This is a genomic window from Lysobacterales bacterium (assembly GCA_014946745.1).
GTDB lineage: Bacteria > Pseudomonadota > Gammaproteobacteria > Xanthomonadales > Xanthomonadaceae > Aquimonas.
Genome location: JADCRD010000002.1, coordinates 717927 through 742934 on the forward strand (window position 1 = coordinate 717927; position 25008 = coordinate 742934).

General features: G+C 70.2%; 21 protein-coding genes. 11 read left to right on the forward strand and 10 right to left on the reverse strand.

Translation table 11 applies throughout. From position 1 onward, the window contains the following. The first annotated feature begins 176 nt into the window (after positions 1-176). Complete coding sequence (locus H4O13_15190) at positions 177-2303, forward strand: sulfatase-like hydrolase/transferase (GenBank protein MBE5316734.1); 2127 nt, start codon at positions 177-179, stop codon at positions 2301-2303. Between the two features lie 101 nt (positions 2304-2404). On the opposite strand, the gene H4O13_15195 is transcribed toward H4O13_15190, so the two are convergent. Continuing rightward, entirely contained in the window at positions 2405-4711 is a 2307-nt protein-coding gene (locus H4O13_15195) for an EAL domain-containing protein (protein ID MBE5316735.1), read from the reverse strand. Positions 4712-4855: 144 nt separating this feature from the next. Between H4O13_15195 and pyrC the strand changes: the two genes are divergently transcribed. Further along, positions 4856-5893 (forward strand): dihydroorotase, encoded by a 1038-nt coding sequence (gene pyrC, locus H4O13_15200; protein ID MBE5316736.1) that lies wholly within the window; start codon positions 4856-4858, stop codon positions 5891-5893. A 359-nt stretch (positions 5894-6252) separates the two neighbouring features. Here pyrC and H4O13_15205 read toward each other — a convergent pair whose 3' ends face one another. Beyond that, the gene (locus H4O13_15205) at positions 6253-6969 is read right to left on the reverse strand and encodes a GGDEF domain-containing protein (GenBank protein ID MBE5316737.1); all 717 of its coding nucleotides are present in this window, start codon (positions 6967-6969) and stop codon (positions 6253-6255) included. Between the two features lie 254 nt (positions 6970-7223). Next, entirely contained in the window at positions 7224-9938 is a 2715-nt protein-coding gene (locus H4O13_15210; GenBank protein ID MBE5316738.1) for a hypothetical protein, read from the reverse strand. A gap of 258 nt (positions 9939-10196) precedes the next feature. Here H4O13_15210 and H4O13_15215 point away from each other — a divergent pair, with 258 nt between their 5' ends. From H4O13_15215 to H4O13_15235, 5 genes are all read left to right on the forward strand, one after another. Then, positions 10197-11084 (forward strand): vitamin K epoxide reductase family protein, encoded by an 888-nt coding sequence (locus H4O13_15215; GenBank protein MBE5316739.1) that lies wholly within the window; start codon positions 10197-10199, stop codon positions 11082-11084. 106 nt (positions 11085-11190) lie between these two features. Then, the gene (locus H4O13_15220; protein MBE5316740.1) at positions 11191-11556 is read left to right on the forward strand and encodes a DUF2237 domain-containing protein; all 366 of its coding nucleotides are present in this window, start codon (positions 11191-11193) and stop codon (positions 11554-11556) included. Positions 11557-11563: 7 nt separating this feature from the next. Next, positions 11564-12637, forward strand: coding sequence for a methyltransferase (locus H4O13_15225; protein MBE5316741.1), 1074 nt, complete (start codon positions 11564-11566; stop codon positions 12635-12637). 81 nt (positions 12638-12718) lie between these two features. Beyond that, entirely contained in the window at positions 12719-12919 is a 201-nt protein-coding gene (locus H4O13_15230; protein MBE5316742.1) for an AbgT family transporter, read from the forward strand. Then, positions 12916-13269 (forward strand): MmcQ/YjbR family DNA-binding protein, encoded by a 354-nt coding sequence (locus H4O13_15235; protein ID MBE5316743.1) that lies wholly within the window; start codon positions 12916-12918, stop codon positions 13267-13269. The genes H4O13_15230 and H4O13_15235 overlap by 4 nt, the downstream gene beginning before the upstream one ends. Positions 13270-13337: 68 nt before the next feature. Here H4O13_15235 and lepB read toward each other — a convergent pair whose 3' ends face one another. The 4 genes from lepB to nhaR form a co-directional block, all read right to left on the reverse strand. Then, positions 13338-13889 (reverse strand): signal peptidase I, encoded by a 552-nt coding sequence (gene lepB, locus H4O13_15240; protein MBE5316744.1) that lies wholly within the window; start codon positions 13887-13889, stop codon positions 13338-13340. A 27-nt stretch (positions 13890-13916) separates the two neighbouring features. Beyond that, positions 13917-14162 (reverse strand): hypothetical protein, encoded by a 246-nt coding sequence (locus H4O13_15245; GenBank protein ID MBE5316745.1) that lies wholly within the window; start codon positions 14160-14162, stop codon positions 13917-13919. Between the two features lie 225 nt (positions 14163-14387). Next, positions 14388-15134 carry a DsbC family protein gene (locus H4O13_15250; protein ID MBE5316746.1) on the reverse strand — a complete coding sequence of 249 codons (747 nt, stop codon included), beginning with the start codon at positions 15132-15134 and terminating at the stop codon, positions 14388-14390. 76 nt (positions 15135-15210) lie between these two features. Then, positions 15211-16116: a transcriptional activator NhaR gene (nhaR, locus tag H4O13_15255; GenBank protein MBE5316747.1), complete on the reverse strand. Its 906-nt coding sequence runs from the start codon at positions 16114-16116 to the stop codon at positions 15211-15213. Positions 16117-16231: 115 nt separating this feature from the next. On the opposite strand from nhaR, the gene H4O13_15260 reads away from it, so the two are divergent. The 4 genes from H4O13_15260 (at position 16232) to H4O13_15275 (ending at position 19553) form a co-directional block, all read left to right on the forward strand. Next, entirely contained in the window at positions 16232-16606 is a 375-nt protein-coding gene (locus H4O13_15260; protein MBE5316748.1) for an HPF/RaiA family ribosome-associated protein, read from the forward strand. Then, the gene (locus H4O13_15265; GenBank protein ID MBE5316749.1) at positions 16603-17427 is read left to right on the forward strand and encodes a hypothetical protein; all 825 of its coding nucleotides are present in this window, start codon (positions 16603-16605) and stop codon (positions 17425-17427) included. The genes H4O13_15260 and H4O13_15265 overlap by 4 nt, the downstream gene beginning before the upstream one ends. 70 nt (positions 17428-17497) lie before the next feature. Then, positions 17498-18646: an epimerase gene (locus tag H4O13_15270; protein MBE5316750.1), complete on the forward strand. Its 1149-nt coding sequence runs from the start codon at positions 17498-17500 to the stop codon at positions 18644-18646. A 205-nt stretch (positions 18647-18851) separates the two neighbouring features. Continuing rightward, complete coding sequence (locus H4O13_15275; GenBank protein ID MBE5316751.1) at positions 18852-19553, forward strand: 16S rRNA pseudouridine(516) synthase; 702 nt, start codon at positions 18852-18854, stop codon at positions 19551-19553. A 223-nt stretch (positions 19554-19776) separates the two neighbouring features. Here H4O13_15275 and H4O13_15280 read toward each other — a convergent pair whose 3' ends face one another. From H4O13_15280 to H4O13_15290, 3 genes are all read right to left on the reverse strand, one after another. Continuing rightward, a complete protein-coding gene (locus H4O13_15280) occupies positions 19777-20673 on the reverse strand; it encodes a tetratricopeptide repeat protein (protein MBE5316752.1) in 897 nt (298 codons plus the stop codon). Between the two features lie 294 nt (positions 20674-20967). Then, on the reverse strand, positions 20968-23019 hold the full coding sequence (locus tag H4O13_15285; protein ID MBE5316753.1) for a M3 family metallopeptidase: 2052 nt from the start codon (positions 23017-23019) through the stop codon (positions 20968-20970). Between the two features lie 183 nt (positions 23020-23202). Further along, positions 23203-25008 carry a J domain-containing protein gene (locus H4O13_15290; GenBank protein MBE5316754.1) on the reverse strand — a complete coding sequence of 602 codons (1806 nt, stop codon included), beginning with the start codon at positions 25006-25008 and terminating at the stop codon, positions 23203-23205.

A 25008-nucleotide genomic window follows, 5' to 3' on the forward strand; every position in this document is an offset into this window, starting at 1 on the left:
CGCCCTCGCCAGCGTTTGCCTTTGCCCGCGGCGTGCGAAGGGCGGCCGACGGCCCGCGCACGCCCCTGTCAGATTCAGCAGCTTGTGCTGACAGCGCTGTCGCTCAGCATAGGACCTGAGTCGCGACAGCCACGAGGCCTCGCGGATTTCCACCATGCGCACACGGAGCGATAGTCATGCAGGGCCAGAACAGCACTGCCGATGCAGCACAGGGCGACGACACCCAGACGCGGAAGGAGACACTGCAGGACGCGGTGGGCGCGCTGCGCTCGCGCGACAACATCCTGCTGATCCTGGTCGATCAGCTGCTCTATCCGCAGCCCGGCCGCGACAGCGGCGGCTTTGCCGAGGGCATCAAGGAGGTGCTCAGCTTTCTCGGCGAAGCCGATCCTGAGCGCAATCCCTGGGCTCGCTACTTTCCGGGCTTCTGCAAGCTGCGCGAGTTCGCGGCGGTGTTCACCGATCACACCATTGCGGAATCGGCCTGCATTCCCAGCCGCGCCAGCCTGATGACCGGCCAGTATGGCCCGCGCACCGGCGTCACCCAGACCGACGGCCTGTTCAAGAGCGGCGACGCACACAATTTTCCGTGGCTGCAGCCCGGCGGCGCGCCCACTGCGGGCGACTACTTCCGCGAGCTCGGCTACAGCACGCACTACTTCGGCAAGTGGCACGTCAGCGATCCGCCTGAACACAGCCTCGAAGGGTTCGGCTTTGGCGACTGGGAGCTGTCCTGGCCGGAGCCGCACGGCTCGCTGATCAACAACCTGGGCGCCTACCGCGACTACCAGTTCGCCGATCTCGCCTGCAGCTTCCTGCGCGGCCGGGCGTTGGGTGTGCCGTTCGCGCGCAGCAGCGGACGCGTTTCGGCCGCTGCGCCGGAAGTGTCTGAGGTGCCAGTGCCGAAGCCGTTCTTTGCGGTGTGTTCGTTCACCAACCCGCATGACATCGCCACCTATCCCACGCTGCCGCGGGCGCTCAAGCCGAGTTTTCCTGACGGCGAAAAGCTCCAGCAGCCGCAGTTCGGCCCGGGCGGCTCGGTGCCCGTGCCCCTGCCCGGAACGCTCAGTGCTGCGCCCAGCAACGGCAGCTTCCAGATTCCGATGAATCCCCTGGGCCTGCCGCAGGCCTGCGCCAGCGCCACCGCAACCCAGGACGAAGATCTGCTCGGCAACAACAAGCCACGCGCGCAGTACGACTACTCGTACAAGGTGGCCTTGGGCCTGGCGGCGAAGACGGGGCTGACCATCGCACAGCAGATGGGCGGTGACCCGCAGACCGTGCTCAACAACGCGGTGGAAGCCACTCTTTCGATTCCGATTCCGTTCCAGCTGCAGCTCGATTCGGAGGGCGCGGCGACGGGGTTTCTGCAGTACTACGCCTACATGATCGCGATGGTCGACCGGCACATCCTGCGGGTGCTGCAAACGCTGGAGGAGGTCGGGCTGCGCGAGAACACCGTGGTGGTGTTCTGCTCCGACCACGGCGAGTACGGCGCAGCCCACGGCATGATGATCGAGAAGTGGCATGCGGCCTATCAGGAAGCGCTGCACGTACCGCTGCTGATCAGTCACCCGCGCTACAACCCGGAGCGGAACGCGCCCAAGCGCATCGACGCGCAGACCAGCCACATCGATGTTCTGCCCACGCTGCTGGCGATCGCGGGCGCCGACCGCGCCGCCATCGAGCGCGCCCGCCGATCGCTGTCGAAGACGCACACGGCCGCTCCTTTGCCGGGCGCCGATCTGCTGCCGCTGATCGACTCGGGCGGCGGCCCGGTGCTGGGCCCGGACGGTGTGCCGCGCAAGGGCGTGCTGTTTGCGACAGACGACATGATCACCGAGCCGCTGCCGCTCGACGACGATCCCCACAATGTCCAGTCACAGCAGCAGTACGCGGTGTTCCTGGCCACGGTCGACCGGCTGCGCACGCCACCTGCAGAAGGCGCTTCGCCGCATCGGTTCAGGCCGGGTCTCAGGCCCGGCCCGGTGCCGCAGCCGGCGCATGTGCGCGCGCTGCGCTCCGCCGAGTGGAAGCTGGTGCGCTACTGCGACCCCTGGAGCGCGCAGCCGGCGGCGGACGAGTGGGAGCTCTACAACCTCGCCCTGGATCCTGTCGAAGCCATCAACCTGCTGGTCTACGACGCGCCCTTCCCGACGCCGATCGCGCCGCCGGCGCTGCCGGGCGCGCTCACCCGCGATCAGGTGGCAAGCGTGGCGGAGACGCTGCGCGCCGAGCTGAGCCGGCAGGAGGCCGCCTACCTCTCGCCCTACCCGAGCGCCCACCCCAGCGGCCGGGCGTGATGGACGCGCGCGGGGGTGAGCAGACGCCGGCGCTGCGGCGTCTGCAGGCGGGCTTGATAGCGCGCTGAATGCTCTGCGCGGTGGCCGCGCTGAGCGCAGGCTCAGCTCTGCGCTGCCGGCGTGACCTGCGGTCGAATCCCCACTCCCGAATCCCCACTCCCGGCCTCACTGAAATACTCCGCCATCGGTCGCGGCCGGCCGAAGGCGTAGCCCTGCGCGTAGTCAAGGCCGAGGCTGCGCATCTGCTCGACCAGGGCCGGGCTCTCGACCCACTCGGCGACGCTCTGGCGGCCGGTGACGCGGGCGATCTGCACGATCGACTGCACAATCGCCAGCGCCAGCGGCGAGTCGGCGGCCTCGCGGACGAAGCTGCCGTCGATCTTCAGCAGATCCACCTCCAGCTTGGGCAGGTAGGAGAACGAGCAGAAGCCGGTGCCGAAGTCATCCAGCGCGAAGCGGCAGCCGAGCGCACGCAGGCTGCGGATGAAGTCGACCGCGCGGCCAAGGTCGCTGACCGCACCGGTCTCGGTGATTTCGAAACACAGCCGCGTCGGCGGGAAGCGGGAGCGGGCGAGACGCTGGCGCAGGAAGCGACCGAAGCCCGGGTCGACCAGCGAGGCCGCGGACAGGTTGATCGAGCACAGGCGCACGCTGGCCGCCTGCTGCGGATGCTCTTCGAGCCAGTCGAGGCAGCGGTTGACCACCCAGGTGTCGAGCCGCGCCGACAGGCCGAAGCGCTCGGCGGCGGAAATGAACTCGGTGGGCGCCAGCAGGGCGCCGGTGCCGGGTTCGCGCTTGCGCAGCAGCACTTCGAAGTGGCGGCCCTGGCTGTCGGCCTGGAGGGGCGAGATGTCCTGGCAGAACAGCTCGAAGCGGTCCTGCTCCAGGGCCTCGTTGATGCGCATCACCCAGTGCATGGCCGAGGTGCGCTCGCGCACGGCGGCGTCGGCGGCGTCGGCGCGCTGCACGCGGTTGCCGCCCAGCTCCTTGGCGGTGAAGCAGGCGGCATCGACCTGGGCCAGCAGATCGCCGGCGTCGATCTCACCCTCGCGGGCCAGCACCCAGCCGATGCTGGCCCGGGTCGAGACCAGCCCGGACTGCCAGGCGAAGCGGAAGTCGGCGATGCGCTCGCAGAGCTGCTCAAGCGTCTGCTGGGCATCCTCGTCCTCGGAGCCGGGCTGGAGCACGGCGAACTCGTCGCCACCGATGCGGAACAGGTAGGCATGCTCGGGCAGAGCAGCGCGGATCAGCCCGGCCAGCTCGCGCAGCAGGGCATCGCCCGCCGCATGGCTCAGGGTGTCGTTGATGATCTTGAACTGGTCGAGATCGAGGTAGGCCACCAGCAGGGGACGCGCGCTGGGCGAGGCGAGCGCCGTGCGCAGATCCTCCTCGAAGGCCGCGCGATTGGGCAGGCCCGTGAGCGGATCGCGCAGCGCGCGCCGCAGCAGGCGCAGCGCAGCCACGCGGTTCTCGTGGATGGCGCCGGCAAGGATCTGCGGCACCACCATGGTGATGCACAGAAACCCCACCAGCACCGCACTTTCGATCGCGCCGCTGGGCACCGTGAAGCCGGCGATGCCGAGCCCGGTGAAGGCCGCCACCACCAGCGCGAACACGGTGGTGAGGATGAAGGTGAGCAGGGGCGGAAAGCGGATCGCGCTCCACAGCAGCAGGGTCATCGGCAATCCGGCGAGGCCGAGCGCCTGGCTGCCGCTGTGCCCGCCCACGGCGAAGACCAGGGCGATGACGGCCAGGCTGAGGATCGACCACAGCGCGTACTCGAAGCGGCTGCGGCGAGGCTCCAGCGGCCCGTCCTGACGTCCGCCCTGCTGGCGACGGCGTACTGCCGCCATCGCCAGCAGCAGCGTGGCGCACAGCGCGATCACTCCGAAGACGTCGCCCAGCGCCCAGGCCAAGGCCGTGGTCGGCCAGGCATGGGCCGGGCTCAGACCCGACAGCGTGAGTCCGAGGGTGCCGAGCACTGCACTGACCGCGGCCAGGGCGAAGGCGCCGATCAGGATATGGAAGCCGGTCTCCACGGTGAGCCGGCTCGCTGCACTGCCGCCCAGGGCGCTGAAGGCCCACGCGCCGGCCACTGCGCCGAGCGTGTTGGCGAGCATCGAGAACGGCAGAAAGCTCCAGGGCACAGGTGCGACCAGCGCATGCATCAAGGGCACCGCCAGCAGCAGCGCCAGCGCAGCGCGATAGCCGAACAGGATGATCAGCGCGAGCCCGACGCCGGCCGGCAGCCAGATCAGCGCGATGTCGTCGGCGCTGCGCATGAAGCCCACGCTGAGCCACGCGGCCAGCAGGTAGAGCGCTAACGCAGCCAGCAGGACACCCAGGTTTCGGTGCAGCGGGCTTGGCACAAAGCACTCCTGCGGGGCAGCCAGCTTGGCGGTCGGCACGCAGGCCGTCCTGCCTGCGTGAGGGGACGGCACCCATCCCGGCGGTTCGGGCGCACGCCCAGCCTGGTCGATGCAAGTCCCACGCCGCAGCGGCCCTGTCATCGGGAGCGGCTGCTAACATCCGCGCGCCCTCCCTCCAGGCCCCTGACCATGCTCGAGATCCTGCGCCCCGACGACTGGCACCTGCACCTGCGTGACGGCGCAGGCTTGGCGGCGGTGCTTCCGCATACCGCCGCGCAGTTCGCCCGCGCGATCGTGATGCCGAACCTGCGCCCGCCGGTGCGCACGGTCGCCGAGGCGGCGGCGTATCGCCAGCGGATTCTCGACGCCCTGCCCGCGGGCCTGCGCTTCGAACCGCTGATGACCCTGTACCTGACCGACAACACGCCGGCCTCGGAAATCGAGGCGGCGGCTGCCAGCGGCTTCGTCAAGGCGGTGAAGTACTACCCGGCCGGCGCCACCACCAACAGCGACTCCGGCGTCACCGACCTCGCCCGCTGCGAAGCGGTGTTCGAAGCGCTGGAGCGCACCGGCCTGCTGCTGTTGATGCACGGCGAGGTCACCGACCACACGGTCGATGTCTTCGACCGCGAGGCGGTGTTCATCGAGCGCCACCTGCAGCGCGTGGTCGAGACCTATCCGCGCCTCAAGGTCGTGCTGGAGCACGTCACCACCCGTCAGGGCATCGAGTTCGTGCGCTCCGCGCGCGAGGGCGTGGCGGCGACCCTGACCGCGCACCACCTGCTGCTCAACCGCAACGCGATGTTCACCGGCGGCATCCGACCGCACGCCTACTGCCTGCCGGTGCTGAAGCGCGAGGAGCACCGTCGCGTGCTGATGGAGGCGGCGATCTCCGGCAATCCGCGCTTCTTCCTCGGCACCGACTCGGCCCCGCACGCGCGCCACACCAAGGAAGCCAGCTGTGGCTGCGCGGGGCTGTACACGGCGCATGCCGCGATCGAGCTGTATGCCGAAGCCTTTGAAGACGCCGGTGCACTGGATCGACTGGAAGGCTTCGCCAGCCACTTCGGCCCCGACTTCTACGGCCTGCCGCGCAATACCGACCGCATCCGGCTGGCGCGCGAAGACTGGCAGGTGCCCGAGACCTACCCCTTCGGCAGCGACACCGTGGTGCCGATGCGCGCGGGCGAGAACGTGCGCTGGCGCCTGCTGGGCAGCTGAGGCCGGTTCACTGCCGGCGCAGGCCTCGGAGAGTCGGAGACATCCAGACGCCGTAGCGAGGGCGTCTCTGGGCGCTCCTGGCAAAGCGCATCTGGCAAAGCGCCTTACGCGAGCTCAAGGGCGTTTGGGAAGCTCTGAGCTATCGGAGCTTTCCGCGCGCCAGTCCAGCGCGCTCGCGGATCGAGCGCGCGCTGGATCGAGCCTGAGTGAGGGCGGACCCGCACCGGACTCGCGCCCTCTGAACGACTGCAGGATGCAGGTGTTCAGACTTTCCCGGGGGAACCCGATGACCGCCGGGTTCGCGTAACGCGCTGCCGGCAGCGGCGGCCACCACCGGCGGACGCCTTCGGCGCCTGCCGTCAGCGCGGCGGCGGCAGAAACTGCGGATGCGCGCGCCGAACGTGCTTGGTTTCGACGCGCTGGGCACGCACGCCGCCGTCCACGCAAACGCGGCTCGGGCCTTCGCTGCGGGCCTCGCGAAGCGCGGCCTGGGCGCGCGCCAGCCAGCTTCCGCCGTCTTCGTCCGGGTCAGCGTGAGCAGCGCCGATCGACAGGGTGGCGCGCCCGGGCAGGCGCGACAGCCCGGCATTCAATTCGGCGTGCAGCGCGTACAGGCGGGGCGTGGCTTCCTCCAGCTTCAGGCCCGGCAGGCGCAGTGCGAACACGTCATCGCCGATCCGATAGAAGCCATCGATCCGGCGCAGCCGCTGATCCAGCAGTTCCGCGAGGCCCAGCAGTACGCGCTGACCGGCGTGGACGCCCAGTTCCGCGCACAGCGGTCGGAAGCCATCGATGTCGAGCACCGCCACGAGGCCCCGCGCGCCCGAGCCCAACGGGCGTTCAAGGTCGCGCTGCAGCTGCTCGAAGCCGTGCGCGCCCGTGAGCGGATCCACGGCTGGCGCGGCGTCGTTCGCAGGCGCGGCGGGCGACGGAGGCCACCGGAGGCGAGCCAGACAGCCGCCCAGCAGGGCGCCCGCCAGCAGCAGGGCCAGCCCCTGAATCAGCCCAAGCGCCAGCCAGCCCGAGCCGGTTGCCGCACCGAGCAGGCCCGCTCCGAACGCGAGCAGCAGCGTCAAGGCCGACGAGCGCAGCGCGCTGTGCCGGGACGCCGGGTCGCTGGCAGGCGGTGAAGATTCGGAAGAGGGCCGCGCGGGACGCGGCTGCAAGATCGCCATGGCCGGAACGCCGAAGCCGGGGTGGCCACCGTATGCAAGGCCCGGACCGACGGCAAGCCGTCGCCGGGGCGGAACCCCGGCGCGGCTGCGGAATGCATGCGCGCAGAGCGCCCCGGCAGGCCGCTCAGCCCGCCTGCCAGGGCACCCCGCATATGTCAGCGCGGCGCGGCGGCGGCTTCGAAGCCGTCGGCGAAGACGTCACCGGCCGGTGCCGCCGGCAGCGGCCAGGCCCAGGCGCCACGCCCACGGGTGAACACCGCCAGCGTGGTGAAGCCGCGGTCGATCGCCATGTCCCAGATCATCACCTTGGGCAGGCCCTTGTCGAAGCGCTGCCAGACCACCTCGGTGGCGAAGGCGTTGTCGGTGTAGTACAGGCCCCAGTCGGTGCCAGCGAAGACCTGCTGGGGGTTCTTCGGGTTGAAGGCCACCGAGTTGGCCGGGATGTTGGGCAGGTTGCCGCTGATGTTGCGCCAGGCGAAGGTGGCGCAGTGGTTCTCGCAGACCAGCTGGTAGATGTGGCCGGGCTGGTTCGGCGTGTTCTGGTCGAAGCCACCGAGCGCGGCGTAGCCGATCGCACTGCTGCCGGGGTTGGCGGCATTCGGCACATCCAGCGCCACGTCCATCACCGGGCGATTCGGCAGCACCGCATTGGCGGCGGTGACGTTGACCCAGCTGGCGCTGTCGGCCGTGCCCTGGTTGAGGTTGTAGCCGTACCAGACGTTGCCGTCGTTGGTGCCGGCGATCGCCGCGCTGGGCGTCTTCACGGCATGCGCGAGCTGGTTGATGAAGCTGCGGTTGCCCAGCGTGTTCTTGGTCAGCACCGGGCTGTTCGGATACCAGCTGGTGCGCGGAATGCCGCCCTGCAGGGTTTCCCAGACGCGGTTGGTGCCGAGGATCATGTAGCTGCAGCCGCCCGCGGCGGTGCAGCCGCTGCCGGGCGCATCGAGCGCGCCGTGGCGGTACAGCTCGAAAGGCATCACGAAGCTCTTGGTGTCGGTGCTGTAGCCGGCGATCGAAGGCGTGGCGGTCTGGGGCGCCGAGGTCGGCCCGCTGGGCGACACCGCGATGTTGCCGTTCTGGCTGGACCAGTACCAGCGCTGTTCCAGCACCGGCTCGATGCGCGTGTAGATGCCGTCGCCGCCCAGGCGCACGGTCCATTCCGCCGGGCCCTGTGCCGCGCCGTTCCAGCGCGCGAACGAGCTGCCGTTGTCCTGGGCGCCGCCGTTGGCGCCCGGGGTCGGGCTGGTCGCGAAGTTGCCGCTGATGTCGCCAGAGTAGAACTCGATGGCGCCCATGCTCTGGTTGAGCGAGAGGTAGGTCGGCCGGTTGGCGGCCGTAGTGCCGCCGGTGCCGAACATCACGTTGCTGGTGACATAGACGCCACCATCGGTGCCCAGCAGCACCTGGTCGCTGCTGATGCCGGTGGCGGTGGGCAGGAAGGCCGATGCGTGATGGTCGACGTGCACATTGCCGTTGCCGTAGCCGCAGGTGATGTTCTGGAAGCTGGCGCCGCCGTTGAGCGAGCGATACAGATCCACGCCGCTCAGCAGCACGCGCTCGGTGTCGTTCGGGTCGACCGTCAGGTTGGCGTCGTACCACATCTGCGAACCGCCGCCCGCGGCGCTGCCGCAGCCGTTGGCCTCGACGGTCGCGGTGGTGGCGGTCTGGGTCCAGGTATCGCCGCCGTCGTTGCTGCGCCAGACGCCAAGCACATTGCTGGCGGTGGCGTGCGCTGCCATGGCGTAGAGCACCTGCCGGTTGGACGGCGCGATCGCCAGTTCGATGCGTCCGAGCACCTTGCCGGCGGGATCACCGTTGCCGGTGCCCGCGGGCCAGCCGGTGTTCAGCAGCGTCCAGTTGGTCGGGCCCGGGCAGCCGCTGCTCGGCAGCTCGGTGCGATAGACGCCGTTGGCGCCCAGGTTGCCCAGATCCGGCTGCACCGGGGTCGGGTTGCCGCGCGTGCCTACTGCGGCATAGAGCCACGTACCGCCGCCGGCGCGCGGCACGGCCTCCAGCGCGGTGATGTCCTGGCGCTGGCTGGCGTGCGGGTTGGTAAAGCAGGGCCCGCTCCACTGCTGACCGCCGTCGTAGCTGAAGTACAGGCCGGTCTTGGTGCCGACGACGACGGTGTTCGAGTCGGCCGGGCTGGTGACCACCTTGCCGATCGCCTGGTACTGCGGAAAGCCCAGGCCCGCGGACGGCGGATAGAAGGGCGTGAAGATGTCCGCACCCAGCACGCTCCAGGTCTCGCCGCGGTCGGTGCTCTTCAGCAGTCCGGCCGTGCCGAACGAAAACGAGCCGTAGCGCAGGTCGCCGGTACCGGCGTAGACCACGTCGGGATTGCGCGGATCGATGTGCAGATCACCGATCGCGATGCTGTTGATGTCGGGCTGGTCGGTGACATTGCGCCAGGTGGTCTCGGCGCCGCAGCAGTTCTCGCTTTTCCAGACGCCACCGCCATCGGCCGCCGCGTACACCGTGTGGCGGCCCTGCACGTCGGGTCCGCGCGGATCGACCGCGATCACGTTGATGCGGCCGGTCACGCGGCCGTAGTTGTTGAACACCTTGGGCTGCGGGCCCAAGAAGGTCCAGGCGCCGGTGTCCAGCGGGATCGGCGAGGCGCTGCGCTTCTGCAGATAGGCGAGCTGCTCGCCGGCGGGCACGCCCGAGGCGATCTTTGCGTCTTCGGCTTCGGCCTCGATGTACCAGCTCGGGCTGAAGTGCATGGTGGGATAGGCCACCCGGTGCGCCCAGAAGTCACCGCCGAAGGGCTTGAGGTTGGGTGCAGGGCTTGGCTCAGGCTGCCAGAGCGCGGCGATGCCGGCGAGCAGCGCGCCGCCGATAGCGGCCGCGATCAGTGTGGTGCGCATTGTGGAATCCCCGAAATGGTGGCCGTACAGGCGCTCCCGGCCCGTGCGGCGCTCGATCATGAGTGGCGCGCGTAGGCGTGCCGCCTGCGCCCCCGCGCAGGTCCGGTCGAAAGTAGCCGCACTGAACAAGTGCGGACAAGTGCCCGCAGTCATGCTCGACGCAGGCGGCAGCCGCAACCCACAGGCTTGCACCTTGCCCCCGACTTGCCTCAAATGGCGGACCGCATCACCGCCGCCCACGCAGGGAACCGACCGTCCATGAGCCGCAAGACCCGCAGCAAGCCCGCGCCCCGTCCCGCCCAGACTGCACCCGTGCGCAGCGCACCGGCGCCGCGTCGCCCGCGCGAGCTGGCGCTGATCGCGCTGTCCGCGCTGGGCCTGCTGATCACCGCCTACCTGAGTTGGGGTGCGCTGTTCGGCAGCCTGCCCGCGGGCTGCGCGGAGGGCTCCAGCTGCGCGGTGGTACAGGGCAGCGTCTGGTCGCGCTTCCTGGGCGTGCCGGTCTCGGTGTGGGGCTTCGTGACCTATCTCGTGCTGCTGTTCCTTGCGCTCTCGCGCGGCAAGCCCGCGGCGCGCTGGAAGCGCTTGTTCAGCGTCGCCCTGATCGGCCTCGTCATCAGCCTCTACCTCACCCTGGCGGGCCTGATCGGCCTGCAGGCGGTCTGCGTCTGGTGCCTGGCCTCACAAGCGGTGATCCTCGCGATCTTCGTGCTGGTGCTAGCTGAGCGCGAGCGCAGTGCGGTGAAGCCGGCCTGGGGCGCGTGGATCGGCCAGCACGCGATCGTGCTGGCGGCCGTGCTGGGCCTGATGCACGCCAGCGCGATGGGCTGGATCGGCCCGCGTGAGGATCCGCGCCTGGTGGCGCTGGCCCAGCATCTGGAGTCGACCGGGGCGAAGTTCTACGGCGCCTTCTGGTGTCCGGTCTGCCAGCAGCAGAAGGCGCGCTTCGGCGCCGCGCAGAAGTACCTGCCCTACGTCGAGTGCAGCCCCAACGGCCGCAGCGGACCGGTGGCTTTCGCCTGCGTCTCCGAGAACGTCACCAACTATCCGACCTGGATCATCCGCGGCCAGCGCTACAGCGAGGTGCTGGACACCGACACGCTTGCGCAGCGCTCGGGATTCCGCTGGCAGCCGCCGGCGGAGTGAGGGTTGGCGGCGGCTCGATGGCGCGCAGCAGCGTGAGGCGATCACGCGGGCTCGGCTACCCTCGGGGTGTGCGTCGCCCCGCCGCACCGTGATCCAGGACACCGCGATGACCGCACTCAATGTTCTCGGCCAGCCGCTGCAGCCGTGCAGCACCGACCCTATGACCGGCTGGTTCCGCGACGGCTGCTGCCGCAGCGACCCCGATGACCGCGGCCTGCACGTCGTCTGCGCGGTGATGACCGAGCGCTTCCTGGCGTTCTCGAAGTCGCGCGGCAACGACCTGTCAACGCCGCGGCCGGACTACGATTTTCCGGGCCTGAAGCCCGGCGACCGCTGGTGCCTGTGCGCGATGCGCTGGATGGAAGCCTACGAGCACGGGCTGGCCCCGGATGTGGTGCTGCAGTCGACCCATCTGAACGCCCTCGGCGTGGTGCCACTGGACGCTCTGCGCGCCTACGCGCACAGCGGCTGAGCGGCGCATGGCCGAGTTGGACGCCGACCTGGCCGCACTGGGCTGGGCCCTGCGCACGCTGCCGGTCGCTTCGACGGTGACACCGCTGCACGCGCTGTGGATCGGCGCGCGGCCGGGCCTGAATCTGCCGCCAGACCTGCAGATTCTGGCCCTGCAGGACTTCACACCCTGGAGCGACGCGCTTTCGCGCGCGGGCTACCGCTGTCTTTCGCCGGCCGCAGGCGACGGCCTGCAGGCTTCTGTGCCTGTCGACCGCCAGAATCTCGTGCTGCTGAGCCCGGCGCGCCAGCGCGAAGCGGCGCGCGCCGAAGCCGCCCGCGCACTGGCGGCGCTGGCCGAGGACGGTCTGCTGCTGGCGAGCGTTGCCAACGACGCCGGGGCCAAGGCCTTCGAAGCCGATCTGCGCCTGCTCTGCCCGACGCTTGAGGTGCACAGCAAGCACAAATGCCGCGTGCTGATCGCCCGCGCCGCGGGTCGCGACTGCGCGCAGATGGCCGCTTGGCGCGATCTCGACGCGGCGCGGCCGCTGCGCAGCGAAGGCCTCGTTTCGACCGCCCTGTTGGGCGCACCCGGACTGTTCGCGGTCGATCGCATCGACGCCGGCAGCGCGCTGCTGATCGAGCACCTGCCGACGACGCTGGCGGGCGCGGTGGCCGATCTCGGCAGCGGGCTGGGCGTGCTGTCGGCGGCAGCGCTCGAACGCTGTCCCGGCATCACCTCGCTGGACCTGTTCGAGGCCAGCGCGCGCGCGGTCGCGCTGTCGCGCTACAACCTGCGCGCAGCGCGCGTGCCGGTGCAGGTGCACGGCTGCGACGTCACCCGCGGCATCGAAGGGCGCTACGACGCAATCCTCTGCAACCCACCCTTCCACGAAGGCGGTCGCGGCCTGCCGGCGATCGGCCAGGCCTTCCTGCACGCCGCCGCCGATGCGCTCAACGCGGACGGCGAGGCCTGGGTCGTCGCCAACGCCCACCTGCCCTACGAGGCGGTGCTGGCGCAGCGTTTCGTCCGCATCGACGGCATCGCCAGCGCGCGTGGCTTCAAGCTGCTGCGTGCCCGCGGCCCACGCCCGCGCCCCTGAGAATCAGGCGCCTGCGATCAGACGGCTGAGCAGGACAGCGCGGCCGGTGCGCGCACGTCGGCGGGCTTTGTGGTGTCGCCAATGATGATGTATGCCGGCATCATCCTCGCCTTCATGCGCCGCGACCGACCTGAGCTCAGCCTCGGCGAGATGCTGCCGATGATGGTGCCCTGCTCGCTGGCCTTCCTGCTGGTCGGCTCCTTCGTGTTCGGCATCCCGCTGGGCATCCGAGCGGATCCGCTGCGCAGCAAACCCGCACGACCATGGATATTCGGGCCATGAACGAAACCGCGCTCCGCAGGTTCTGCGCCGATTGGCCGGGCGTCGTCGCCGAAGTGAAGTGGCAGGACCAGCTGGTGTTCTCGGTCGGCGGCAAGATGTTCGCCGTGTTCTGCCTGCGCGGCGCGCAGGCCGGCCATCTCAGTTTCCGGGTCGGCCCCGAGCGCTTCCTCGAGTTCACCGATCGCCCCGGACTGCGGCCGGCGCCCTATCTGGCGCGGGCGCACTGGGTGCAGCGCACGCAACCCGAGGCGCTCGCTATGGGCGAGCTGAAAGGTCTGCTGCGCGGCTCCTACAACTCCGCGGTGTCAAGGCTCACGCGCGCGCAGCGCAGCGGCCTGGCGCAGGGCTGAAGCGCGCTACGGGGCTTTCGATCGGAGCGTGTCGATCCCGATTCCGGCGAACTGTCCTGGCGGCTGGGCTAGAAGTTCAGCACACCCACCACACGACCGACCAGCGCGTCCCGGCGGATCGGCCCCAGCTGGCGGCTGTCCATGGAGTTGGCGCGGTTGTCGCCCATCATCCAGAACTCGTCGTCAGTCAGCTGGCGCTCAATGGTCTGATGGTCGAGCGGGCCATCGGTGAGCAGAATCCGGTAGCGCTCTCCGCCCAGGCGCTCGAAGTGCTCAGAGGTCTTGTCGTCGGCACTGTCCAGCTGCACACCGTTCAAGCGCACCCGGCCCCGAGCGACTTCGAGGCGGTCACCGGGAACGCCGATGACCCGCTTCAGCCACATGCCGTCGCGCCCGGAGTCGAACAGCCACAGCTCACCCGGCTTCGGCGCCAGTGCCGGTTTCTTCAGTGCCGGCCAGAGCTCGGCCAGCCATGCACGCGTCCGCGGACGAACATCCGCGAACAGCAGGCTGCCGGACTGGACGGCAGGAGCCATCGCCACCGAGGGCACGCGAAGCACATCGAGCACCAGCACGCGGACACCGGCCCAGGCCACCACCGCGAACACCAGAGCGGTCACCAGCAGGTTGCCGGCCCGGTTGCGCGGTCAGTCGCCCGCCAACCGGGCTCGGCTTGCGAGCAGAGCCGAGCCGAGGCCGCCGGCGATCGACAGAGCGATCAGCGCGGGCAGCCCCACGTTCGGCCACAGCAACGCCAGCAGCCCGACCACCAGGAGCAGGGGCAGGCAGAGATAGCCGAGCACGTTGGCTCCCACGTACTGCAGGCCAAGTGGTGGAAGCGCAAGTCCCAACAGCAGGGCTGGCAGGGGACGCGGGCAGGCGGCGGCGGTCATGGTGATACAGAGGTCGTGGGCGCAGCACGCGCGGCGCCGACACCTTGATGCAGGTGAGCGACCCGCTGCAAGAGGCCACCCAGCAGTCCAAGTCCTCGCAGGCCACAGCACGCGCGGGAAAGCCGAGCCCGGATGCCGGGCCGGCGCAACGCCTTGAGTGGGACCAGCGTCCGACCCGCTCAAGCCCGAAGCTGTGTTCGAGTTCGACTGCGAACCCTTCCACTGTCAGCGCGTCAGCGCCGCCAATGATGCGCTCAGTTCCGCCGGGCTCTGGTAGCCGCTGGTGCTGCCATCCACACGTACGATCGTGGGTGTGTTTCGGATGCCAAGGCGCGCCGCCAGCGCCTTGCCGGCGTCGTAGCCGGAGTCGCACATGGGCCCTTCGATGCGCTCGCCGGCCGTGGCGCGGGTGAAGGCATCCTGGCGGTCCGCCGCGCAGTGCACGCGCGCGCCGGCGAGATCGCCCTCCGAGCCCTCGCCGCGCATCGGAATGAGCACGTAGTCGATGCTGATGCCCGCCGCGCGATAGGCCTCGATGTCGGCGTGGAAGCGCTTGCAGTAGCCACACTCGAGCGCAGTGAATACGGTCACCCGGTGGCGCTCCTCGACGGCCGGAAAGGCGATGGCCTGCGTCGGGTCCAGCGTCTGCAGAACCTCACTGCGGTTGTGCTGACGTCGACGCTCGCTCAAGTCGACACGCTCGATCGTGTCGATCAGGTTGCCTTGCAGCAGATGGCGTCCGTCGGCGCTCAGATAGAGCAGCTGGCCGGCGGCTTCGACTTCGATCAGGCCCGGCATCGGCGCCGGCCGTACCGCATCAATGGCCAGATTCGGCGCGATGCGGGCAAGCGTGGCTTCAGCGGTGGCGCGCAAGCTTGCGTCGGCTTCGACTTCGGCAGCGGCCACCGGACCGCAGCAGACCAGCGCGATCAGGGCGAGAACCCCGCGGATGTGGCAACGACTGTGCTTCATGAGATCTCTCCCGATCGCCAAGCTGGCGGCGCTGCGACCGCCGGGCATGACGGGAAGTTCACGCGTGCCCTGAGCGTCATGCCTCCGCGAACAGTCGGCTGCGCGCGGACTCCAGCACGGCCTGCACGCCGGGGTGGCCGTCGCGGCGCGAGCCCGCCAGCGCGTAGAAGCGCTCGCGAACGTCTTCGGCGCGGCCCAGCTCGACCAGGTTCTGGCGCGCGCACAGTTCAGAGGCCACCACCGCGGGCACCACGAACACGCCTGCACCGCCCGCCCCGAAGGCTTTCATCAGCGCGCTGTCCTCGAACTCGGCGACGATGCGCGGGCGCAGTTTGTGCTGGTCCAGCCAGCGCTGCAGCGCTGCACGCACGCGGCTGTCGGCGCCGGGCAGCAGGAACGGCGCCCCCTGCAGGCTGCGCGGGAACTCCTGGGCCAGGCGCTTGGCCAGCGCAGGCGCAGCCAGGAAGGCGGTACCGCATTCGCCCAGCAGGCTCGAATGCACCTTGACCTCGGCCTCGCCGGTGGGCGGACGATCGCTCAGCACCAGATCCAGTCGATGCAATGCCAGTTCGGCGAGCAGCCGCGGCAGGCTGTCCTCGCGACAGTGCAGGCGCGGCGCCGGATCCAGCGCCAGTGCAGGCGACAGCAGCTCGTAGGCCAGCGACTTCGGCACCACCTCGGCCACGCCCACGCGCAGCGGCCGCACGCGCGCCTTGCGCGCCTCGGACACGGCCTCCTGCAGCGCATCGCCAAGCTCGAAGATCTCATCGGCGTAGGCGCGCACCATGCGCCCGGTCTCGGTGAGCTCAAGCCGTCGGCCAACGCGCTGGAACAGCGCGGTGCCGAGGCTCAGTTCCAGCGCGGCGATCTGACCGCTCAGGGTCTGCGGGGCGAGATCGAGCTGCTCGGCCGCAGCGCGCACGCTGCCAGCACGGGCGACGGTCCAGAACTGCTGCAGCTGACGGTAATTGAGGCGCTCCATGGGCTTCTGCTCATTCCTGACAATGGCAAAGACAATACCTGCTTTTTTCGAGGTGTTGGCGGCCGTATTCCTGAGCCGGGGCAGACAGCCCCCATCCGCCCCCCAGGAGGCCACCATGCAAATCGATACCCACACCCACGGCTTTGAACTGACCCAGGGCCTGAACGAGCACCTGCGTCGACGACTGCGCTTCGCACTCGGCCGCATCGGCGCCGGCGTGCAGCGCGTGGTGGTGCGCCTGTCCGACATCAACGCCGACCGCGGCGGCGTCGACAAGCGCTGCCGCCTGCAGCTGCAGCTGCCGGGCCGGCCCGACGTGGTGGTCGAGGACACCCGCAGCGATCTTTACGCGGCGATTGCCGCCGCCGTCGAACGCGCCGCACGCGCGCTGGGGCGACGCAGCGGCCGGCTGCGCCAGCTGATGCGCCGCACCCGCACCGAGCTGCCCGCGCGCTTCAGTCGGTGGCCCAGCGAGGGCAGTCACCCATGAATGCGAACCTGTCGCTGCGGCGCTTGCCGCGCTGGGTCTGGGTGGTCGGCGGCCTTGCCCTGATCGGTCTGCCGCTGCTGGCGCTGGCGCTGGGCGCCGCCGCCCTGTTTGGGCTATGGCAGTGGGGCTCGGCGGCGGTGGAGAGCGGCCGCACCGAACTGGCCGAGCGCGTGCCCGCGCTGGCCGCGCCGCTGGAATCGCTGGGCGCGGCCTCGCTCGATGAGGCCACGCAGAAAGCACGCGCGCTGACCGAAGAGGCCAAGGCACGCCTCGCCGAAGGCCAGGCGGCGCTGGCGGTCGATCCGGGGCAGGTCGTCGAAGCCCTGGCCCCCGAGGCCGCGGCGCGCGCTGCCGAGCTGCAGGCCCAGGCCGAGGCCTTGAAGGCGAACCTGCCGAACCTGACCCAGCCCTTGGACGGGCTCGCAGCGGAGGCCAGCGAGGCCCTGCGCGCGCCCTTGCAACAAGGAGGTGCGGCGCTGGCGGCAGCCACTGCGGCGCTGGCAGCCCTGCAGCTGCCGAGCAGCGACGTCGGCGGCAGCGACCCCGCCGACGTCCCGCGCCTGCCTGGCTTCGTTCGCGTCGCCTTCGAGCAGGGCGAAGGCGAAGCCCGCGTCGCCTACGCCGGCCCGGCGCCGCTGCGCGAAGTCGTCGACTTCTACCGCCGCGAGCTGGGCGAAGACGGCTGGCAGGTCGAGGCCCTGGAGTCCAGCGTGGCCGCCGAACGCCTGCGCTTCGCGCGCGAGGGCCGGGTGCTGGAGCTGGTGGTCAGCGCGGACGGCCCGCGCCGCAGCCGCCTGCAGTGGCAGCCGGCACAGGCATGACTTCCCGCCAGCGCATCGCGCGTCGAGCCGGCGCAGGCTGCACTCTCCGCCGCTGTCGAGGAGTGCCGCCATGCCGATCCGCCGTCGCGATGTGCTGAAGCTGGGGGCGCTGGCCGGCGCCACCGGCCTCGCCCCCGCCTTCAGCAGCGCCGCTGCACCTGCGGTCACCCGGGCCGCCAAACCGCTGAACATCCTGATCCTCGGCGGCACCGGCTTCACCGGCCCGCACCAGGTGCGCTATGCGCTGGCGCGCGGCCACCGCATCACCCTGTTCAATCGCGGCCGGCGTCCGCAGGATTGGCCGGCCGAGGTCGAAGAGCTGGTCGGCGACCGCGAGACCGGCGACGTCGAGGCGCTCAAGGGTCGACGCTGGGACGTCTGCATCGACAATCCGACCAGCGTGCCGCACTGGGTGCGCGATGTCGGCCAGGTGCTACAGGGCCAGGTCGACCACTACCTGTTCATCTCGACGCTGTCGGTGTACAGCGACAGCGCCACCCCGGGCCAGGACGAAGACGCCGCGCGCGCGGTCTACACCGGCCCCGACATCCTGGCCGAGACGCGCGCCAGCCTGATCGCCAACATGGCCCTGTACGGGCCGATGAAGGCGGCCTGCGAGGACGAGGCGCTGAAGTGGTTCCCCGACATCACCACCCTGATCCGGCCCGGCCTGATCGTCGGTCCTGGCGATGAGACCGACCGCTTCAGCTACTGGCCGCTGCGCGTGCGCCGCGGCGGCGACATCCTCGCCCCGGGCGATGGCCGCGACCCGGTGCAGTTCATCGATGCACGCGATCTCGCCGAGTGGACCGTCCGCATGGCCGAGCAGCGCGCGTTCGGCGCCTTCAACGCCATGGGCCCGGCCTACACCATGGGCATGGACCAGCTGCTCTACGGCATCCAGGCGGTGACCGGCACGGCAGCGAACTTCCACTGGGCGTCGGCCGAGTTCCTGGCCGAACAGCAGGTCAGCCCCTGGGGCGACATGCCGGTGTGGGTGCCCGGCCAGGGCGAGAGCGCGGGCTTCTCGCGCCATCGCAATGATCGGGCGCTCGCCAAGGGCCTGAGCTTCCGGCCGCTGGCCGAGACCGTGGCGGCCACGCTCGCCTGGTTCGATGCCCAGCCCGAGGAGCGCCGCGCGACGCTGCGCGCCGGCATCAAGCCCGAGCGCGAGGCGGAAGTGCTGGCGGCGTGGAAGGGAAGGGTGCAGGCGGGTTGATCGCGCGCCTGCGGTGGGTCGAGACCCACCCTAGGGCCTGTGGGCGATCGATGATCCCCCCGATCCTCCGGCGGGCATAGGGTGGGTCTCGACCCACCGCCCCTCGACCTGTGGCGCTCGCCGCCGCACACCGCAGCCCTCATGTGGATTTGCACCACCGCCATGCAGACCGGATCATCGCGCCCCCATCGACTGTGGATGTCCCATGCGCCTTGACCGCCTGATCGCCAACCTCGGCTACGGCAGCCGCCGCGAAGTGCAGGCCTGGTGCCGCGAGGGCTACATCACCGATCGCGCCGGCACGCCGCTGCGCCATGACGCCAACGTCGAGCCCGCGAACGTGCTGTTCGACGGCGAGGAGCTCGACCCGGTCACGCCGCTGACCCTGATGCTGCACAAGCCGGCCGGCTACACCTGCTCGACCAAGGACACTGGCCGCCTCGTCTACGAGCTGCTGCCCGAGCGCTTCCGCTTTCGCGACCCGGTGCTGTCGACGGTTGGCCGACTCGATCGCGAGACCTCGGGTCTCTTGCTGTTCACCGACGACGGCAGCCTGCTGCATCGGATCATCTCGCCCAAGCAGCACGTGCCCAAGGTCTACGAGGCCGTGCTGGCGGATCCGCTGCGCGGCGACGAGTCCGAGGTGTTCGGCAGCGGAACGCTGATGCTGGACGGCGAGGACACCCCGCTGAAACCCGCCGGCTTCGAGCGCCTGGGCAACAACGAAGCGCGCCTGACCCTGCACGAAGGCCGCTATCACCAGGTGCGCCGCATGTTCGGCGCACTCGGCAACCGTGTGGTCGAACTGCACCGCAGTGCGGTAGGTGGGTTGACGCTTGAGGGCTTGAGCGCGGGGCAATGGCGGCGGCTTGACGAGACCGATCTGCAGCACGTTTTCGGCAGCTGAGCCTCACCCGTACGTCCACAGCCTTATCGACTGGCGCCACCTGCATGGAGGCCGCGACCTTGGGCATCGCCTGCGGCTCCGCCCAACCTGCAAGAGCCCGCGGCGCGCCTTGGTAGGTTGGGCCAAGCGCAGCGCGGCCCAACGCTCGGAAACGAAACCCCGTGGCAAGCGTGGTGAAGCGATGTTGGGCCGCGCTGCGCTTGGCCCAACCTACGAGTCCGCGCTAGAGCTTCTTCAGATCCGCCTGCGCCAGCTCGGCGATCTGCTTGTCGCCGGCGCTGGCCAGCTGCAGGGCGGCGCGGGCCTCGTCGGTGCGACCGAGCTTGGCCAGGATCTGACCGCGACGCCAATGCGCGCCCTCGACGCTGAGATCGCTGGGCTTGTCCTCGACGGCCAGGAACTGGTCGAAGTGCTGCAGGCCGGCTTCGAGCTCCTCGCCGGTGACCGCGGCGAGGCGGCCCAGCTGGTAGATCGCATAGATGTCATCCGCCTTCCGCTGCAGGGCCTGCTGCCAGACCCCGCGTGCCTCCGCATTGCGCTGTTCGCGAAGATGCAGGTTCGCCAGCGCCGTGCGGGCGCGGATCGAGGCGGGGTCGGCCTCGACAGCCGCTTCGAAATGGCTGCGTGCGGCCGCGAAGTCCTGCTCGGACGCCGCCATCTGGCCGCGGGCGAGCTGGCCGTAGGACGGATGGATGGCATCGATCTCGGGCAGCGTCGCTTCGGCTTTGTCGCGGCCGCCGCCGGCCACGCCCGGCGCCTGCAGGTAGTAGCCGAGCAGATCGAAGCGGGCATCGATGTTGGCCGGGTCGAGCTTGACCGCGGTTTCCCAGGCCTCGCGACACTTGCCGGCCCAGCTCAGCTTGGTGAACACGCTGGCCTCCAGGGCCTGGCGGCCATAGACGCGGCCCAGCCAAACAAACGCCTGGGCGTTCTGCGGCTCGCGTTCGGCCCAGGCTTCGGCGAGTTCGATGGCGCGATCGAGGTCGCCGCCGCTCATGACATCGCGCACCTCGATGGCGGCGGGCGGCAGCGGCGGCGTCTGCGCTTGCGCGGCGTGCGCTCCGAGGGCGAGAGCAAGGAACAGGGCCGAACGGGCAAACAGACGCGGCGACAGGGACATGCGGGCGCTCCGGTGGGTGAGCGCGGAGCATGCAGCGCTTCCGCTAAACCGTCCATGAGTTCAGCGGGTGACTGAAGTCATCCGCCGCGGTGGCTCGGAGTGCTCGCTGGCAGCTTGCATTGAGGGCATCCGTGCGAAGCGCGGCCGTCCGCAACACGTTCAGGGGAACAGGCGCTGCCGCAGGGCTGCCCCCTCTCCCCCGGCCCCTCTCCCACGAGGGGAGAGGAGAGCACCGCGTCGCGCTTCATGGGGTTGGCTTCGAATCCCCAATCCCCAATCCCGAATCCCCGCTCCTCACGCCGCCAGGCCATAGCTCCGCAGCAGGGCCTCGGGCTCGGGTTCGCGGCCGCGGAAGGCGATGAAGCTCTCCAGCGCGGGGCGCGAGCCGCCGACGGCGAGGATCTCGCGGCGGAAACGTTCACCCGCTGCTGCATCCAGCACGCCGGCGGCGGCGAAGGCACCGAAGGCATCGGCGGAGAGCACCTCGGCCCACAGGTAGCTGTAGTAACCGGCCGCATAGCCGCCGGCGAAGATGTGGGTGAAGGTGTTCGGCATGCGCTGCCAGGCCGGCGGGCGGATCACCGCGACTTCGTCGCGCACGGCATCGAGCAGGGCCATCGCCTGCGCCCCGCGCGCCGGGTCGAACTCCAGATGCAGGCGGAAATCGAACAGGGCGTATTCGAGCTGGCGCACCAGAAACAGGCCGGCGTGGTAGTGACGCGCCGACAGCAGCTTGTCGAACAGAGCCTGCGGCAGCTTCTCGTCGGTCTGGTAGTGGCCGCCGAGCAGATCGATGCCGACGCGCGTCCAGCCGAAGTTCTCCATGAACTGGCTCGGCAGTTCGACCGCATCCCATTCGACGCCGCTGATGCCGCCCACGCCCGGCCAAGCGACCTCGGTCAGCATGTGGTGCAGGCCGTGGCCGAACTCGTGCAGCAGGGTGATGACGTCGTCGTGGGTCAAGAGCGCCGGCAGCTCGGGCGTCGGCGGCGGCACGTTGCAGACCAGGAAGGCGACCGGGATCTGCGGGTGCTCCAGCGCATCGATGCGGGCGCGGCAGACGTCCATCCAGGCGCCGCCGCGCTTGCCGCTGCGCGCGTAGAGGTCGACATAGAAACCGGCGCGCAGGCGGCCGTCGGCATCCAGCACGTCGAAGTAGCGTGCATCCGCATGCCACAGCGGCACGTCATCGCGCGGTGCGAAGCGCAGCCCATACAGCTGACCGGCCAGCGCGAACAGGCCGTCGATCACGCGGTCGACCGGGAAGTAGGGCTTCAGATCTTCGTCGCTGTAGTCGAAGCGCTTCTGGCGCAGCTTCTCGGCGGCGTAGCCGACATCCCAGACCTGCAGGGCCTCGATGCCCAGCTCGGTGCGTGCGAATTCCGACAGTTCCGCCAGCTCACGTTCGGCCACTGGCTTGGCCTTGGCCGCCAGCTCGCGCAGGAAGCGCAGCACGCGCTCGGGCTCGCCGGCCATCTTGTCGGCCAGCGAGACATGCGCGCTGGAAGCGAAGCCCAAGAGCCGCGCGGCCTCATGGCGCAGGGCCAGGATCTCGCCGATGCGCGCGCTGTTGTCGTGCTCGCGATCATGCGGGCCCTGGTCGGAGGCGCGGGTCTGGTACGCCGTGTAGACAGCCTCGCGCAGGGCGCGGTCGTCGGCGAAGTTCAGCACCGCCTGCACGGCCGGGCCTTTCAGCGTGGCGACGGCGCCCTCGACCTCATGTTCTGCACCCATCGCCCGCAGCATCGATTGCGCGGACTCGGGAATGCCGGAGAGTTCGGCGTCAGTGAGCGGCTTGAACCAGGCGTCGGTGCTGTCGAGCACGGCCTCTTCGAACGCGGTGGACAGGCGCGACAGCTCGCTCTGGATCGCCTTGAAGCGCGAGCGTGCAGGCTCTTCGAGCGCGACACCGGACAGCTCGAAGCCGCGCAGGCTGTCCTCGATGAGCGCGCGTTCGGGCCGTGGCAGGGTGTCGAACTCGGAAGACTGACGCAGCCGCCGCACCGCCTCGAACAGGCCGCGGTGCTGGCCGAGCGTCGCCGAGAAATCGGTGATGCGCGCTTCGGCCTCGGCGTACACCTCGCGCAGCTCGGCGGAATCGGCCACGCCGTGCAGATGGCCCACCGGTGCAAAGCTGTGGTCGAGCGCGGCCTGGGCGCGTTCCAGCGGCGCCATCAGGCGGTCGAAGCTGGGCTCGCCGGGCTGGGCAAGCACCTGCTCGACGCAGGCCTCGTAGCTGGCGATGCGCGCCTCGACGGCGGGCAGAACGTGGTCTGCGGTGATGGTCGGAAAATCGGGCAGGCCGTGGTCGGCGAGCAGGGGGTTGGCAGAGGTATTGGCGTTCATGGGTGCGGAGAGTGAGGGCGGCAGGCGCGCAGCTCAAGCGCCACCGTCGCAACACCACGGCGCCACCCGAAACACCGCCGGCGCGCAGGGCGCGTGCGGCGCAATGCGGCAGCGGAGCACGTGGGCCAGATCGCCAGCGTCGAGCGGGTGGCCGCCGCAGGCGGAGCCGGCTTTCTCGCGTGCTCAGCCAGAGCGCGGCAGGCTCGCCGGCAGACGCGCAGCCAAGGCCGCCACCGAGCGCACCAGCAGCAGAAAGACCAGCGGCGAGGCGATCGCCACCAGCAGCACCAGCGCGGGTTCGGCGCGGGTCAGCAGCAGCAGCGCGCTGGTGAGCAGCGACCAGACCGCAAGCCGCTGCGGCGATTCGCGCAGGCTTTGCACCAGGTGAGTAGTGGGCAGCAGCAGCAGATAGCCCAGCGCAAGCATGAACAGCACCGCCTTGAAGGCGATGAGATACCAGAGGACTTCGAGCGGTCGCTTGGGCAGCAGCGCGCGTGAGTCGCGATAGAACTGGGGATAGGTGCCGGACCGGAGCAGCCCGAAGTGCGAAACCCCGACCCAGGCGAGCGCGATCCACCAGCTCGCCGCGGCCGGCCAGTGCTCCGGCAGCATCGGCCCCAGCAGCAGCGCGAACTGCAGCGTCAGCGGCAGCAGCAGCAGGTTCCAGCGGCCTCCGATCCACCACAGCAGCTGCAGCACCGGCAGGCTCAGCGGCAGCAGCAGCCAGGGCTGGGGCAGCAGGCCACCCCAGTAGACCGCCGCGGCGCACAGCGCGAGCGCCGCCAGCAGTCGCCAGTAGGGCAATCGGGGGCCTGCGGGAGCGAGGCGCCCCAGGCGGGCGTACAGCAGGTCCATGCCCTGCGCGAAGCCTTGCAGCAGCATGCCCAGGGGATAGGCGGCGAACAGAAACAGCAGGCCCAGCCCAAAACCCGCTTCCGTGGAGTCGGAGAACAGGACCGCGAGCCCACCCAAGACCACGGCGGCAAGCCCGAAGAGCAGGGCGTGGGCATTGGAGACCGCGTACTTCATCAGGGTGTGGGTCGGGTTGACCCGCGGCCGGCCCAGAGTCAGCTGCTCGAGCTCCTGGTTCAGCCTCAGCACCGCGCGTCCGGGCTCGCGAAGCAGGCGCCAGCGTGCTCGCCAATGCCGGCGCTGTTCGACCAGGCGCCGCAGGTCGCCGAACAGCACCCGCTCGGCCGCCGCCCGGGTGCCCGGCGTGCCGTCGAGGCCAAGTTCGGACAGCTTCGCGCGCAGCGCTTCGCCAAGCTCGGGGCCGAGCTGTGCATCCACCCGGTAGTCGCTGCGCCAGCCGAAGTGGCGCTGCAGCACCGCCGCCACTTCCTCCGGCACCGGGTTCTCGACCAGCCAGGCGGCGAAGCGGTGGGAGGCTTCCGCCTGGTAGGCCAGCGGCACCTCGTTGAGGGCGAACAGCAGACGCGGCAGAGCATCGATCAGCGCGGCGTCGCCTTGCTGCGTCCAGTAGTGGTGCAGAGAGGCCAGCAGAGGCGCGGGCTCGACGATCTCGATCGGCGCGGGCTCCTGTGCCGGCTCGCTGTCGGGAATCGGGACAGGCGCGGCATCGCTGCGCTTCTCGCCCAGTCCGTCGCTGGCCTGGGCGGCGGGCGCAGCAGCGTGAGGCTCGGGCGCGGGCGCGGGCTGGGGCTGAGGCGCCGGCTCGATGGTGGCCGCAGGGACGGGCGCCGCCTCGGTCGGCGCAGCATCGCCGCGGACGGTATCGGCCTCGACGCCGACCTCGGGCGTGTGCGCGTGGGCAGGCTCGGAAGCGCGCGGCGCCGGCGCGCCCGGATCGAACGCCTGTGACTGCCGCCACTCCACCCATCCCAAGGCCCACTCGTAGCACTCGCGCACGCGCTGGTAGCCCTCGGGGTCGCTGTCCGGGCGGTGCTGCTTCACGGCGCGGGCGTAGGCCTGCTTGATGGCGCGGGGGTCTTCGATCGGCTCGATGCCGAGCACCTGCCAGGGGTTCAC

Coding starts and splice junctions, on each gene's coding strand:
- H4O13_15190 (MBE5316734.1), top strand. CDS start 177: ATGCAGGGCCAGAACAGCACTGCCGATGCAGCACAGGGCGACGACACC.
- H4O13_15260 (MBE5316748.1), top strand. CDS start 16,232: ATGCAAATCGATACCCACACCCACGGCTTTGAACTGACCCAGGGCCTG.
- H4O13_15215 (MBE5316739.1), top strand. CDS start 10,197: ATGAGCCGCAAGACCCGCAGCAAGCCCGCGCCCCGTCCCGCCCAGACT.
- H4O13_15230 (MBE5316742.1), top strand. CDS start 12,719: ATGATGATGTATGCCGGCATCATCCTCGCCTTCATGCGCCGCGACCGA.
- H4O13_15280 (MBE5316752.1), bottom strand. CDS start 20,673: ATGTCCCTGTCGCCGCGTCTGTTTGCCCGTTCGGCCCTGTTCCTTGCT.
- H4O13_15275 (MBE5316751.1), top strand. CDS start 18,852: ATGCGCCTTGACCGCCTGATCGCCAACCTCGGCTACGGCAGCCGCCGC.
- H4O13_15220 (MBE5316740.1), top strand. CDS start 11,191: ATGACCGCACTCAATGTTCTCGGCCAGCCGCTGCAGCCGTGCAGCACC.
- H4O13_15285 (MBE5316753.1), bottom strand. CDS start 23,019: ATGAACGCCAATACCTCTGCCAACCCCCTGCTCGCCGACCACGGCCTG.
- H4O13_15250 (MBE5316746.1), bottom strand. CDS start 15,134: ATGAAGCACAGTCGTTGCCACATCCGCGGGGTTCTCGCCCTGATCGCG.
- H4O13_15210 (MBE5316738.1), bottom strand. CDS start 9,938: ATGCGCACCACACTGATCGCGGCCGCTATCGGCGGCGCGCTGCTCGCC.
- H4O13_15225 (MBE5316741.1), top strand. CDS start 11,564: ATGGCCGAGTTGGACGCCGACCTGGCCGCACTGGGCTGGGCCCTGCGC.
- H4O13_15265 (MBE5316749.1), top strand. CDS start 16,603: ATGAATGCGAACCTGTCGCTGCGGCGCTTGCCGCGCTGGGTCTGGGTG.
- H4O13_15245 (MBE5316745.1), bottom strand. CDS start 14,162: ATGACCGCCGCCGCCTGCCCGCGTCCCCTGCCAGCCCTGCTGTTGGGA.
- H4O13_15235 (MBE5316743.1), top strand. CDS start 12,916: ATGAACGAAACCGCGCTCCGCAGGTTCTGCGCCGATTGGCCGGGCGTC.
- nhaR (MBE5316747.1), bottom strand. CDS start 16,116: ATGGAGCGCCTCAATTACCGTCAGCTGCAGCAGTTCTGGACCGTCGCC.
- H4O13_15270 (MBE5316750.1), top strand. CDS start 17,498: ATGCCGATCCGCCGTCGCGATGTGCTGAAGCTGGGGGCGCTGGCCGGC.